We start from the raw sequence: 13194 nt of genomic DNA, 5'->3' as shown, positions 1-13194 counted from the left end.
CTCGGAGGGAACGATGCCCTGCTACCGATGCGGGGCCCGGCAGACCGACCCGGTCCGTGGCGCCAGCCCGTGGCAGCGCGGGGTGCGCAACGAGTCCCAGGTGCTGATCTGCCCGGACTGTCAACGGCTGCACGACCTCGATCTCGACTCCTGCGCCACCTGCGGGTCCACCGCGCTCATCTGCCGACTGGGGGAGATCGAGTGCCGCGGCTGCGGGGCCGTCCGGCAGGCCCGGGCGCCGAAGGGGTTCGAGGAGCGGGGGGCGTACGTGGGGTCGGGGGCTCCGCCGGGGCTGTCGGCGGAGGTCGAGGCGGCGCTGAACCGGGTGCTGGGCAGGGCCTGACCGCTTGAGCTCGGGGCCCGGGCGTCGTGTGGTTGATCGCCAGTTCAGGGCCCTGGTGTCGCCGGCCTGGATCGCGGCGCGGCGCCCTCCTTCCCGCTGAGAGATTCTCAAGCGCCTTTTCAGACATTTGCTGACCTGCGCTATCGTCTCCTTCGTGTCCGCTATGAGTTCGTTCGTCGTCGCGCTCGACGTCGGTGGCACGTCCATGAAGGGCGGCCTGGTCAGCGAGTCCGGTGAGGTGTTGCTGAGCGAGCGGCGCCACACTCCTCGCGCGGAGGGCCCTGAGGCGGTCGTGTCCGCCATTTCAGACTTCATCAGCCACCTGGCCTCCTCCGGCGACGGCGAACCCGCAGGCGTCGGTCTGGCCGTCCCGGGGCTGGTGTCCGAGAACGCGGCCCTCTATGCGGCGAACCTGGGCTGGCGTGACGTCCCCGCCTCGAACTTCACCACCCTGGACATCCCTGTCATGCTGGGCCACGACGTCCGCACGGGCGGCCTGGCCGAGAGCATCCTCGGCGCCGGAAAAGGCGTCTCCGACTTCCTCTTCCTCCCCATCGGCACCGGTATCGCCGGAGCCTCGATCATCAACGGCGACCCGTACGGCGGCTCCTCCGGCTGGGCCGGCGAGATCGGCCACACCCCCGTCTTCCCCGACGGCGAACAGTGCGCGTGCGGCCAGTTCGGCTGCCTGGAGACGTACGCCTCGGCGGCCTCGGTCGGCCGCCGCTACAGCCAGCGCGCGGGCGTGGAGGGCGTACGCGCCGAGCAGGTGGTCGCCTCCGACGACCCCATCGCCATCGAGGTGTGGGACGAGGCCGTGGAGGCCCTGTCGCTCGCCCTGGCGACGTACACGCTGCTGCTGGACCCCTCGGTGATCGTCCTCGGCGGCGGCCTGGCCGAGGCCGGTCCGGCCCTCTTCGATCCCGTACGTACCCGCCTGGTCAAGCGCCTGGCCTTCCGCGACGCGCCTCCGCTCGTCCCGGCCGCGCTGGGCGTCGACGCCGGCATGCTGGGCGCGGCCCTGCTGGGCTGGCGAGCCGCCGGCCGCCCCGAACTGGGCCCCGGCTGGACGGTGAATGTGCGATCGGCCCCTCTGGTGTCGTAAGGTTAGTGCCGATCAGGGGGCGGTTAGCTCAGCGGTAGAGCACTCGCCTTACAAGCGAGGGGTCACTGGTTCGAACCCAGTACCGCCCACCTCGTAGAACAGCCCCGTTTCCCATCGCGGAAACGGGGCTTCGTGCCATTAACGTGCCATTAGCCAGTGCGAGGACCCTTCTCGATCTTCGCGTTCATGGCATCGGCGATCTTGCGGTCTGCCTCCGCCGTGCTGTGCTGGTAGATCAGTGCGGCCCGGACCGAGTCGTGTCCCATGCGCTGCATAAGATCTTTGAGGCTCGCGCCGGAGCTGGCGGCGATCGTGTTCCCGGTGTGCCGAAGATCGTGGAAGTGCAGGCCAGGGAAACCGATCTTCTTGGTGTTCGCGTCCCACTTGGCGGCGCGGCGGAAGTTGCTGCGTCGAAGGATGCCGCCGCGCGCCCCCGTGAAGATCAGCGCATTGGTTTCCGAAGCCGTGAACTCGTCCAGATGTTCGCGGAGCGTGGGAATGATCGCTTCCGGGATGGCAATCGTACGGACACCCGCGCGGGACTTGGGCGGCCTGACGAGGAGTTCGCCCGTGTCGAGTTCGACATGTTGTTGCCGAACGCTGACGGTCCGGGCGTTCAGGTCCAGGTCCATCCGCCGGAGGGCCGCCACCTCACCCCAACGCAGACTGGCAAAGGTGGCGAGGAGGACCAGGGCGCGCAGGCGGCCCGGCATCAGGTCAGCCAGCTCGAACACCTTCGCCACGGTGAGGACCGGCCGCTCTTCGGGCTTCTCCTCGCCGGCACCACGGATGCGGCATGGGTTGCGCGGGATGATCTGGTCGTCCGCCGCCGTCATGAGAACGGCCCGCAGGAAGCGATACGCCTTGGCCACCTCGGACTGGCCGACACCGTTGCCGAGCAACAGGACGCGCCATTCGCGGATGGTGGCCGTGTCCACCTTGCCGATGGGTGCGCCGCCCAGGTGGGGGAAGATGTAGCGCTTGAGCAGTCCCTTGTAGATCTCGACCGTGCGGGGCCGTAGGTTCGTCCGTTCGTTGATCCACTTATCTGCGTAGTCGCCGAGCTTGACCTTGGCGCGCTTAGGGTCTGTCCATTCACCCGTGCTCAGCTTGGCCTCGATCAGCGAGAGTGCCTTGTCCGCTTCGCGTTCGCGGGCATAGGTGGTCTCTCCCATGCGGATCTCGCCGTCCGGACCGGGATAGCGGATCTGGAATCTTCCGGATGGAAGCTGACGGATGCTGCCGAAGCGCCGCTTGCCTGGCTTGTTCGCCATCAGGCCGCCCCTCTCAGGTCCGTTGCCGAAAGATCTTGTCCAGCTGCTCTGTTTTCCAGTTCGCGGAGGTGGGCTCGCCAGCGTTGGCGTTCGGCCACGGTGCGAAGGAGCCGGACGGCGAGTGGTGGCACGTTGGCGTCTCCGGCCGGGACGGGGCGCCAGACGTAGCGGTGTGGGTCAGGTGTCTCGTCGGCCTGGCCGAGGGCTTCCAGGACCCAGGTGCGGCGGTCCTGCTTGTGTTCAGCGAGGGTCTTGTTGCTCCACTTGCGGGAGACCAGGACGCGGCGTCCGGCGTAGCCGAGGTGTTCGGGCTTGTGGGCCTTGCTGCGGCATCGGCCGGGGAGCATGCCGGGTTTGGCGTTCTTGGGTTGGATGCCGTAGCGGAGCCAGTTCGGGCAGGTGGGCGAGCAGGGTTCGTAGCGGAGGGCGTCCAGCATGCGGGTGGCGTGCTGTTGCTGGGCTTGGCCGCCGTCGAGGGCGTCGTCGATGGACTTGGTGAGGTACTTGGACAGGTAGCGGATGCATTGGTCGGCGTCCGGGGTGCCGGCGAGCACGCCTTGGACGTCTACTTGGTCGCCGAAGCGGATGACGTGGAGGGGTTCGGCGTCCTCGTCGAGTGCGTCGAGGGCTTCGTCCCAGGTGGGCAGGACCTCGCCGGTAGTTGGGTCGAGGTAGCCGGTGTCATCGTTCCAGGCCGGTAGGTGGTCGCCGTCGAAGATGACTTCGTCAGCTTGGGGCCACCAGACCTGGTGGTAGGTGGCGGCGGCGATTTGCTTGATCTCGGCCCGTGGGAGCGTTCCACGGATGGCCATGTGCAGGTGCGGGGCGAGGCGCTTCTGAGGCTCCACGGAGGCGAAGTACTGGACGTCGTAGCCAGCGACGCGGCGCAGATTCTGGACGAAGCGGTCGATCAGCTTGGAGAAGTGCAGGGCGTCTCGTGCGGCGCGGCGGTAGTCGTAGGTGTCGGGGTCGATGGGTGCGCCGTCGCGGACCTTGCCGTACGAGGGCAAGGTGAGCGTGACGAACAGGGACGGGCGGTAGGTCTTGCCGTCGGGGGCTTGGAAGGTGCGTCCGAGGGTGGTGTTGGTCATCTTGCGCTTGGGCAGGTCGGGCGCGTCCTGGCGGCGTCTGGTGGAGCGGAAGCGCTTGGTGGTCGTACGGCCGAGGATGTTGCCGCGCATGCCTGCGGCGTTGGTCTCCTCGTCGAGGCCGGTGATGATCGCGTCGAGTTCGGTGGTGTCGTGGCCGGCCTTTTCGGCGGCGTCGCGCTGGGCTTGGTAGTCGGCGCGGAACTCCACCAGCCAGCGCTGTTCCTCGTTGGGTTCGTCGGGTGTGATGGCGGGTTCGGTGTCCAGGTGCCAGCCTTCGCGGCATTGGGCCTTGCGGAGCTGCTTGTTGCGCTTGGCGCAGGGCGGGCACTTGCTGTCGAGGGTTGCGCCGCACGGTACGTCGATGATCTCGGTCTTGCCGGTGACGGTGTCGAGGCGCTTGAGCGGGATGGGGTGGATGCAGACGCCGTGTTGCTTGGCGACTTCTACCAGTACGTCGCGGGCCATCGGCATGGCCTGGCGGATGGCTCGGGGAAGTGCGCGGTCGTGCGCATGGGTCATGCGGTCCTCCCTTCGTCGGGGTCGATGACGATGAACGCGGTCTGGCCGCACTCGGTGCACTCGACCAGGGCGCGGACCGGGTCGAGGCGGAGAACGTTCAGGGTGAGGCAGGTGGCGCAGCGAAGGCCGTCGAGCAGATGAGAGAGCGTCATGCGGCCTGCCGGTAGTAGGCGACCATGTCGCGGATGTCGGCGTCGGAGACATAGGCGGCGCGGACTCGGATCGGTTCGGGTGAGGTCTCCAGCCGCATGTACGCCACACCTGCGCCCAGCTCGGGAATCGGTGAGATGTGGTCGGCGAGTGCGCCCCGGTCGCGTGCCCCGTCGCCGAGGACCATGTCCACCTGTTCGGACTCGTCCAGGCGGAGAGCGATCTTGTCGGGGAACAGGTTGCGGATGTTCATGACTTCCTTGCGTGGGTCTTGGAGTGCGGCCATGACGCCGACGCCGACCGAGCGGCCTTGGGTCGCCAGGGTGGCCAGGGCGGCAGAGATGCGTTGCCGCAGGTGTTTGTCGGGCTGGTAGGCGGTCAGGAACGCCACCTCGTCGACGAGCACCAGGACGAACGGGTCCTCGATGGTCGGGACGTGGGAGCGCTGGAGACCGGCGAAGCGGGAGGCGCGTTTCTGCATGACGCTGACGGCCTCGTCCAGCAGGTCGGCGCAGTCGGATGGGTCGGCGGCGTAGCGGCCTTGGAAGAGCTCTTGGCCGTAGGACAGTTCCATCAGTTTGGGGTCGAGTGCCCAGACTTCGGCCAGGCCCGCGCGCATGGCCGGGAGCAGGCCGCGGATGGTGTCCCACAGGAAGGAGCCCTTGCCGGCCCCGGTCGCTCCGGCGATCAGGATGTGGGTTCCGTGGACCTTGAGTCGGAGCGGTCGGCCGTCCTCTTGCTTGCCGATCTCGACCGGGCCGACGGATGGTTCGTCCGGGATGGGAAGGGCGGGCATGGGGGCGGTCAGTGGATCGCTGCGCGGGAACGTCAGCAACAGTCGGCCGCCCTTGATGAGCGCGAACCGACAGGAAGGCGATCCAAACCCGTGGGCGAGGTTGTCGAGGCGGTCGGACCAGTCCTTGGCCGCCTGACCGGCGAGCATCCGGACGGTGACGCGGTCGGCCCAGCCGTCGCACTGGACCTTCATCAGGCGGGGCATGTAGACGTGACCGTTGACGCGTCTGGCCAGGCCGGAGACGTCCATGACCGATTGCCAGTGTCGGCGGTAGACCGACATCAGCCGCCACCAGGCCAGCAGGCGGAAGCCGACGAGGCGGGAGAAGGAGTCGGGTTCGGTGAAGGCCCATGCGAGCAGGGACAGGACGGCGAAGCCGAGCATGGATGCGGTGGCGGGCCAGCCATACCAGTACCAGACGAGCCCCAGAGTGACCGGCACAGCGACGGCGACCGGATGCCGCCACGTCGTACGGACGAGGGCCGACAGCAAGCGCCAGCCATAGACGAGGAAGGTGACGACGGCGGGTGTCTTGAGTACGGCCGGGCGGAAGACGACGGCCGTGTCGGGCGTGGTGGAGACGAGGTTGCGCGCCTCGTCGCCAGGCAGCCGCTTGAACATAAGCTTGGAACCTCTCGTGATGTGGAGTCAGGGGAGAACCGAGGGGCCGCCGGAAGTTGCCGCTTCCAGCGGCCCCGCCTCATGTCAGGTCGCCGGGCCGGTGGTGTCCTCGGTGGCGTCCTTGTCGGCCTGTTCGGCATGCAACTGCTCGCAATCGGCCAGGTAGCGAGCAGCGGCATGGAAAATCTCGCGGGCAGTGGCCAGGTCGGCGTCGGTGACCGGACCGGCCCCGGTTGTGGAGATGTGCACGTTCGCCTCGTGGGAGTAGAGCTCCAGGTACGGGCGCGGGCCGCTGAGGAGGAGACCGGCGCGGACCTTGAGGCCGGGCGTGTGGAAGGAGACGCCGACGTGCGGAGCGCGCTCCGGTTCCAGGGACAGGGTGACGTAGGTGTAGGGGCGGAGACTCATGCCGCCACCCCTCGTCCGTCAGGGAGGCCGTAGAAGCTGCGCTCCAGTGAGCGGGCGAAGCGGTTGGCCTCGTGGGCGAGCTGGCGGGCGAACTCCAGGTCCTCCACCGTGACGGGCCCGTTCGTGGTGACCAGGACGGAGGTGGCGCCGAAGTCGAGCGCCAGGACGGGCTCACGGCGGGCGAACGGGTGGTTCATGGTGCGGGCGGCGTGCCCGGTGGTCAGCCGGATCACGCTGTTGCGCGGGGTACGGCGTCGGGTCATCAGGCGGCGTCTTTTCCGGCCGAAGCCTTGTTCTGGGCGGGCTGGGCAGTCTGGCGGGGCGCGTACATCTCGCGAACCTTGATCGAGTACGCCAGACGGCCGGCGGCATTGACGTACGGCGTGACGGACATGCCGTCGAACTCGACCGGCGTGAACGGCAGCCCCGGCATCGGCTGCGGGGGCACCGGCTGGACCGGCGCGAGGATCTTGACCGCGACCGTCTTCTGGGCGGGCTTGAGGGTCGGGTCACCGTCCATGACCGCGACCTGCCAGACCAGCTCTTGGGTCTGCTTGTCGCGGGCCTGCACGAACCGGCCGTTGGACGAGGCGTCGAAGTCCTTGACGGGCTCGACCTCGCCGACGATGTAGCAGCCGTGCGGGAAGACCATGGTGTAGCTGACGGGGATGGGGCCTTGCAGAGCCATGACGGCTTTCCTCTCTTGACTGACAGGCACTTAACCTATCAAGTTGATGCTCCGAGATTACGCAGCTCAAACTTGCTAGGTCAAGTGCCTAAGAGAATGTTCGGTGCGGAATCGTGAACCAGCCGTGCTGCTTCCCGGGCAATCCGGGACGAATACTTTCGATCATGGAGCCGGAACACAGCAAATCGAGAGGCAGCCTGGCGCTCACCCTGCTTGGCCTCGTCTGGTTCTTCGGCACGCTAGTCCTGGGATACATGAGCCTCTACTACGGGATGGCCTTCATGGGGCCGTCGAGAGACGGCGATCTGGCCCAGGTGCTGATCTATGTGGCGCTCGGGCTGGGAGGCGGGGCACCCGTCGTGGGACTGATCGCCGCCAGGGTGCTGAACAACAAGGGCGGCACCTGGTTCTACGGGCTTGTCGTGCTCGCCATGGTGCTCTTCGTCATCTTCGCCGCGTATCAGTACAAGAGTCGCAGCAACCATATTTATAAGGAAGATCCGCCGGTCTGCACGGCACCCCCGGAAAGGGCACAGGGAGTGCCCGGATGCTAGGAGACGGGGTAGGCGTCCTCTAGTTCATGCCTGTCCGCCGGGAGCAGGACCTCCACGACCATCATGGGCCGGCCGGAGGCGTCGCGGACGGCGCCGAAGACGGCCAGGAGTGGTCGGTTCTTCGGCATCGCGAGTTGCTTGGCCTCGTCGGCCGAGGGCATGCGAGCGGTGATCTGCTCCACGATGTGATCGAAGCGGACGCCCTTGCGAGCCTGGAGGTGTTCCCGGAAGCCCTGCCTGAGGGGTTCCCCGCTGGTGAGATCTGTTCCTTCGGAGAGCTCCAACGGCAGCCAGAGTGACACCAGCTCGGTTGGCTCGCCATCACGCGTGATCAGACGCCGCCGTACGAACGTCTTGCTCTTAGGCTGGAGGTCGAGCAGGGCGCTGATCCGATTGGGGGCGGTCACCGCGCCCACTTCGACGACCTCGCCCGTGGCATCGGTCTCCGGCTTGGTCAGGTAGGCCTGCCCTGGCCGCTTCTGCTCGACGGAGGCCATCGCCGGTCGGCCGCGTACGAAGCGGCCCTTGCCCTGCTGGGACTCGATCCATCCCTGCTCTCGCAGCACACGGAGGGCGGCGACCACGGTAGGACGGGAGACGCCGAACTCTTGGATGAGCTGGTTCTCGCTCGGCAGGAGCGTGCCTGGCGGGTACTCGCCCGACTCGATGCGCCTTTGGAGAGTCTGCACAAGCTGCGCATACTTAGGCGGCACGGACTCTAGCGACATCATGACCGTCCAACAGCCGACAGGTTGTTTTACCAAGTTTGAGCGTAACCGGCTTGCCTCCGGCTGTCCACGTGGTTCGCCGAAGCCGGAGCCGTACATGGGGAACCGGCAGGCAGCGCAGTGACCGGGCTGGGAAGGGTGCCGCGGGGGACGCCACTGCTACTGCCTGCCGGGGAAGGCACGGCGAGACCAGACGGTGACCCTCACCCCCCTTCGGAAAGGATCACCCCTGCCTCGCCGTGCCCGTCATCACCTGGCGACGTACTCGGCCAGGACGTTCGCCGCGCCCTCCGGGTCGCTGGTCGGATGCCGCTTCTCGGCGTTCTGCCAGGAGTAGCAGGCGCCGCCGTACCCGACGAACACCCACACCGGCAACCCTTCCACCGGCCTGTGCACCAAAAGCACGCTGTTGTTGTCACGCAGCTCGGCATTCACACCGAGGCCGGTAAGCCGGTCACGCAGCCGGACGAGCATGATGCCCTCGTCATGGCTCTGTGCCAAGCCCGCGTTCACCGCCTGAATGATCGAATTCATTTCACGCTCCCTTCGGCCCGGCCGCTTCCGAGGCAGTCGAGACACTCCTGCTCCCCACTCAAGGTCTGATCTCCGTCGTCGTCGCCGATGAGGAGCGCACGGCGTGAGTCACGCAGCTTGATCCCGCGTCCCCGGCAGGCGGGGCAGCACGACGTCTTGCTTGTCTCGTCTGGCCGGGTCACCGTCGCCATCTCCTCGTTCATCCGGCGTTCCCTGTGGCGGGAGGCCGCGTGACGTACCGTGGTTGCTTGATGACAAGTCCACCGTCAACCGCGTTTCTGCAGGACCCCTGAACGGCCCCCTTGTTTCCCCTTTCGAGCCCCCAGCCGGGAGGAAGACCCGCAGATGCCCGAGTACATCCCGAACGTGCGACTTCGCGCCTGGCGCAATGAAAAGCACTTGTCCCGCGTCCAGATGGCCGAGCAGATCAATGCCACTCCCGTCGGTATCGCCGAACGACTGACCTGCGACGAGGAACGCGTCCGACGCTGGGAGGCCGGCGAAGTCCGATGGCCCCGCACGCCGTACCGGCTCGCACTGACGCAACTGACCGGCCTGGAACCGGAGGCACTTGGGTTCATCCAGGGCAGGCAGAACGACAGCCGCCTCATCGAAGCTCGCGTCATCCCAGCCGACGCGCTACAAGCCGAAGCCGATCTCTACGGGACGATGGAACTCGCCCAACAACTCCAGGCGTCCGACGTCGGAACCGGCACCCTGGAAGCCCTCGCCGAGGCCGTCGATCTCTTGTGTCGCGCCTATCCCGTGGTGCCCGCAGGCACGCTCAGGGATCGCACCCAGAAGCGCCTGGCACAGATCAACCGCCTGCTCGCCGGACGCCTCACCCTTGATCAGCATCGCGAACTGCTTGTGATCACCGGATGGCTCACCGCCCTGCTGGGCTGCGTCCACTACGACCTGGGGGAGAGGGAAGAGGCCGAGACCGCCCGACGCGCCGCGTTCGAGATGGGCCGCCAAGTCGGACACGGCGAACTCATGGGCTGGGCACACGAGATGTCAGCCTGGTTCGCCCTCGTCGAAGGCCGCTACGAAGACGTCGTCACCTCCGCCCGCATGGGCCAAGCCGTAGCCGGCACCAGCAGCGCAATGGTCCAACTCACCTTGCAAGAGGCACGCGGCCTGGCCCGAATCGGAGACCGCCGCGAAGCCGACCGCGCCCTGACACGCGGAGCCGAAGTCCTCAGCAGCCTCCCCATGCCCGACCACCCAGACCACCACTTTGTCTTCGACCACGCCAAGTGGGTCTTCTACGCCGCCACCTGCTACACCTGGCTCGCCGACGACGACCGCGCCGAAGAACACGCCCGCGAAACCATCCAGATGCACACCCGTCCGGACGGTACTTTCAACGCTCCCATGCGAGTCGCAGACGCACACATAGACCTCGGTATCGTCCACGCCCGCCGAGGCGAACTCGACGCAGCGGTCGATGAGGGTATGGCCGCGTTCGACATTGACCGCCGATCCCTAACGGACCTTGTGAACCGCGCCGGAGACCTCGACCGCATACTACGACAGCGCTACCGACGCGAAGCGCTTGCCGAAGAGTTCCACGAGCGCTTTGTAACGGCTCGCCGTGCCCTCACTAACCGACGTCCGGATTTCCTGGATTAAGGAACCAAGCTAAAGGTTAGCGACCTTGGCTCTCCTGAATTACCTCCATTGCTAGAAATCTAATCAACTGTACATCCGGACCTAATGAGTCGGATTCTCGGCTCTCGGGCATCAGCACCGTAGACTCGCCATGTTTCGGTTCGTCTTTCGCATGCACGATCCTATTGCGTATCTTATAAACTCGTTCTGCTACTTGATCCAACAAGTCCACGTTCCGGTCGTTAGCACTCAAAGCCCTTACCCCGCGAATGGGCCCCTTGCTTGAAAAGTGATTACCCCAGATGCTGTCCTCGAGAAACTCTTTGACCAGATCCTTTCTGACGGCTTCGTGTAGCAGGGTTCTCAAATTTTTTGATTCAAGCTTGCCTAGGCGTAGTTCCATGATGTTGATGAGCTTCATAATGGAAGCATCCTTCCTCTCGTCGAACTTGCGATCAAAGAGTTCGGTGCGAACATCTCGAATGGCGGCACGGCGAATCATGATGAAAAGAAAATGCTCAAGAATCTGGTAGTAGGTAAGAAATGCCAGAGTGGGATTTCTGGAAGCCTGGGTAGCGAAGTTGAACAACTTTGCCACTTCTGAATCTATAGACACTATAGGAAATCTCGTGCTATCAATATTTGACCGGGATGCCCGTCTCCTCGTGCGAATAAGGTCTTCTTGGGTGCGCCAGCGAATCGCGTTGAAGACGATCCCGTTTCGGGTATTAAGCTCATAAAGGAAGGAGTGTAAAATCTCTTCGCTTTCCTCTAGTAGTTCCTCTCTCGATAGGCGGGGATCGAGGTAAAGCTTCAAGGACTGCTTGGGGCGCTCCTGTGCTCTGATAATCATCAATGCGATAAGTGGGCTGCAATTCGATAGTTCTATGCAGGCGCTATCGTCTCGTCGCGATAGATGTACTCGTGCAGCTTCGCGGATGTCGCGGTTCTCTTCGGGGCGAGATCTGCGAATAATATATCCGTCTGAAAGTACAGGAACCCAGGAGTCGTCCAATGAGTGAGCGCATTGAGGGATAGAATTTTTTATTATGCGAGTTAGGCGCATGTTGGAGCCGGGAATCCCGACTCCTTGCTCCAATCCGATCTCGACTATCCCATTCGAGGGTGAGATGTAGCCGATATATTGGGGATGCTCAAAGTGATCCCAGTCGAGTTGCTCGTTAAGCATCGGAAAGGAGATCGGGGGGACGGCGAGTTCGGTGCGCACGAAGCTTCTCGATCCATTTGGAGCGATCTCAAGTCCATCGTCCGTGAACGCGAATCGATCGTATCCCTTTGCCAGAAGCTTAGTGCGCAGAGATTCCTCTTCTTCTGTGAGTTCTGCCTCTGGAGCGTCAACCATCTCGCCCTCTCCCAGTCGCCAGTAGGACCCGTTATCGTGTTCATTGTCGTTGAAGGTAAGGGCACAGGCGTGATGAGTTGCCGAATCGTTCCCATAGAGATCAAGCGGCGGCGTGGCGCGCCGCCGCACCGTCGGCCCTACGCCCGCCCGCCGTCCGGGCGTGCGGCCTGGGGGCCGGTCCCGGACGGCGCGGGACTGCGGGCCGGCCGCCGTACGCCCGCCCCATCGCACGGACCGAACCCTCCGTTTGGGGTTGCCGCGCCGCCGCACAGATGCAGCCCTACGATCGCCATGGCATGGTTGGTCGCCGTTCTTGGCCAGGGGCGATCGAAGGTCCAGGGCTTCGTTCCTCAGCCCTGGCCCACTGCGCAAGGTGGCTGATCATCGGGCTTGGTTCTGGCGCGGTTGGTGCTCCCCAGGTGAGCGCCACAGGCACCACAGGCCAGCGTGTGCGTGCGTACGCGTGCGTGCCATACCCGTGCCATTCAGTGATCCGAGAGTGATGGGAAAGCGCTGCTTGGTCGGCACCGACGCAGGCCAGAGAGGCATGATCACCGTGCCATTAGCGTGCCATTAGCTGTGACCGGACGGCTTCCGGTAGGTGGGGAGGCGCGTTGATCTCCTCCTGGTCAGGACTACCGCTGAGCCGATCTTGGCTCCTTACAAGCGAGGGGTCACTGGTTCGAACCCAGTACCGCCCACCAGCGAAGAGAGCCCCGTTTCCGATCATGGAAACGGGGCTTCGTGCCATTAACCGCTGCGAGGGCTTTTCTCGATCTTCGCGTTCATGGCGTCGGCGATCTTGCGGTCGGCATGGGCTCGCGACTCGGGCAGTGCGGGCCAAGAGTGTGCGGGTCATATCCGCAAGGCTCATCGGCGGAACGAGAACGGCAAATGCCCTGGCTGTGGGCTGAACCTGGCGGAGACGACCGACCCGGCACATGGTGGCAGGCGGAGAGCCGCCGGGGCTGCTGTTCCGCGTCTACCTGTATGTCCGGTCGGTGCTCAGACAGAGTGCCAGATGACCTGGACGACGATGGCCAGCGCCGACGCTGTCGCGCTCAGGAGCATCGCGACGATTGGCAGGGTTCGATTGGTGGCTGTCCCGACGCGAGCCTTGCCCATGCCGAACCCCGACATGAAGATGGCCACGTACGACACCCAGAACCCGACGCGGGCCAACATGGTCACGTCGAGCAGGAGGGCGAGGATGCCGAGGCATAGGCCGACGACACCTGCCCAGTTGCGCGTTGCCGGGGCTGGCAGAGGCGGCTGATGAGGGTGCTGTCCGTACGGCTGTGATGGCTGTTGTGAGGGGCCACGGTGATTCCAGACAGCCATGTTATGAGCGCAGCCTATGCGGCCGTTTGGGTTGAAAGGGCCTCGTTGAGAACCTCCAGGGGCGG

At 65.1% G+C, this 13194-nt stretch carries 15 protein-coding genes and 1 tRNA gene; 5 read left to right on the top strand and 11 right to left on the bottom strand.

From position 1 onward, the window contains the following. The first annotated feature begins 13 nt into the window (after positions 1–13). The 3 genes from ABT158_RS26275 to ABT158_RS26265 all read left to right on the top strand — a co-directional run bounded on the left by ABT158_RS26275 (position 14) and on the right by ABT158_RS26265 (position 1537). Positions 14–343, top strand: coding sequence for a hypothetical protein (locus ABT158_RS26275; RefSeq protein WP_352357665.1), 330 nt, complete (start codon positions 14–16; stop codon positions 341–343). Positions 344–506: 163 nt separating this feature from the next. After that, on the top strand, positions 507–1448 hold the full coding sequence (locus tag ABT158_RS26270) for an ROK family protein (protein WP_352358030.1): 942 nt from the start codon (positions 507–509) through the stop codon (positions 1446–1448). 17 nt (positions 1449–1465) lie between these two features. Next, positions 1466–1537, top strand: a tRNA-Val gene (locus ABT158_RS26265). Between the two features lie 60 nt (positions 1538–1597). Here ABT158_RS26265 and ABT158_RS26260 read toward each other — a convergent pair. The 7 genes from ABT158_RS26260 to ABT158_RS26230 form a co-directional block, all read right to left on the bottom strand. Continuing rightward, positions 1598–2722, bottom strand: a complete 1125-nt coding sequence (locus tag ABT158_RS26260; protein WP_352357663.1) for a tyrosine-type recombinase/integrase — start codon at positions 2720–2722, stop codon at positions 1598–1600. Then, positions 2722–4332, bottom strand: coding sequence for a replication initiator (locus ABT158_RS26255; protein WP_352357661.1), 1611 nt, complete (start codon positions 4330–4332; stop codon positions 2722–2724). The genes ABT158_RS26260 and ABT158_RS26255 overlap by 1 nt, the downstream gene beginning before the upstream one ends. After that, a complete protein-coding gene (locus ABT158_RS26250; RefSeq protein WP_352357659.1) occupies positions 4329–4484 on the bottom strand; it encodes a hypothetical protein in 156 nt (51 codons plus the stop codon). Before ABT158_RS26250 ends, ABT158_RS26255 begins: the two co-directional genes overlap by 4 nt. After that, positions 4481–5899: an FtsK/SpoIIIE domain-containing protein gene (locus tag ABT158_RS26245; protein ID WP_352357657.1), complete on the bottom strand. Its 1419-nt coding sequence runs from the start codon at positions 5897–5899 to the stop codon at positions 4481–4483. The genes ABT158_RS26250 and ABT158_RS26245 overlap by 4 nt, the downstream gene beginning before the upstream one ends. An 84-nt stretch (positions 5900–5983) precedes the next feature. After that, positions 5984–6307 (bottom strand): hypothetical protein, encoded by a 324-nt coding sequence (locus tag ABT158_RS26240; protein ID WP_352357655.1) that lies wholly within the window; start codon positions 6305–6307, stop codon positions 5984–5986. After that, positions 6304–6570 carry a hypothetical protein gene (locus tag ABT158_RS26235; protein ID WP_352357653.1) on the bottom strand — a complete coding sequence of 89 codons (267 nt, stop codon included), beginning with the start codon at positions 6568–6570 and terminating at the stop codon, positions 6304–6306. The genes ABT158_RS26240 and ABT158_RS26235 overlap by 4 nt, the downstream gene beginning before the upstream one ends. After that, the gene (locus ABT158_RS26230; RefSeq protein ID WP_352357651.1) at positions 6570–6995 is read right to left on the bottom strand and encodes a plasmid replication, integration and excision activator; all 426 of its coding nucleotides are present in this window, start codon (positions 6993–6995) and stop codon (positions 6570–6572) included. Before ABT158_RS26230 ends, ABT158_RS26235 begins: the two co-directional genes overlap by 1 nt. Before the next feature lie 164 nt (positions 6996–7159). Here ABT158_RS26230 and ABT158_RS26225 point away from each other — a divergent pair, with 164 nt between their 5' ends. Continuing rightward, the gene (locus ABT158_RS26225) at positions 7160–7549 is read left to right on the top strand and encodes a hypothetical protein (protein ID WP_352357649.1); all 390 of its coding nucleotides are present in this window, start codon (positions 7160–7162) and stop codon (positions 7547–7549) included. On the opposite strand, the gene ABT158_RS26220 is transcribed toward ABT158_RS26225, so the two are convergent. Continuing rightward, the gene (locus ABT158_RS26220; protein ID WP_352357647.1) at positions 7546–8238 is read right to left on the bottom strand and encodes a GntR family transcriptional regulator; all 693 of its coding nucleotides are present in this window, start codon (positions 8236–8238) and stop codon (positions 7546–7548) included. The genes ABT158_RS26225 and ABT158_RS26220 overlap by 4 nt on opposite strands. Positions 8239–8526: 288 nt before the next feature. Further along, on the bottom strand, positions 8527–8811 hold the full coding sequence (locus tag ABT158_RS26215; protein ID WP_352357645.1) for a hypothetical protein: 285 nt from the start codon (positions 8809–8811) through the stop codon (positions 8527–8529). A 345-nt stretch (positions 8812–9156) separates the two neighbouring features. On the opposite strand from ABT158_RS26215, the gene ABT158_RS26210 reads away from it, so the two are divergent. Continuing rightward, on the top strand, positions 9157–10446 hold the full coding sequence (locus ABT158_RS26210) for an NsdA family TPR-like regulatory protein (RefSeq protein WP_352357643.1): 1290 nt from the start codon (positions 9157–9159) through the stop codon (positions 10444–10446). 16 nt (positions 10447–10462) lie between these two features. Here the strand turns inward: ABT158_RS26210 and ABT158_RS26205 are convergent, their stop codons facing one another. After that, a complete protein-coding gene (locus ABT158_RS26205) occupies positions 10463–11917 on the bottom strand; it encodes a hypothetical protein (RefSeq protein WP_352357641.1) in 1455 nt (484 codons plus the stop codon). A gap of 876 nt (positions 11918–12793) precedes the next feature. Continuing rightward, a complete protein-coding gene (locus ABT158_RS26200; RefSeq protein WP_352357639.1) occupies positions 12794–12979 on the bottom strand; it encodes a hypothetical protein in 186 nt (61 codons plus the stop codon). Positions 12980–13194: the final 215 nt, after the last annotated feature.

This window comes from Nonomuraea sp. NPDC001636 (genome assembly GCF_040298265.1).
In the GTDB taxonomy this organism is placed as follows: Bacteria; Actinomycetota; Actinomycetes; order Streptosporangiales; family Streptosporangiaceae; genus Nonomuraea.
The sequence above is the reverse complement of the archived record's forward strand: the minus strand, read 5'-3'. Positions and strand labels throughout refer to the sequence as shown.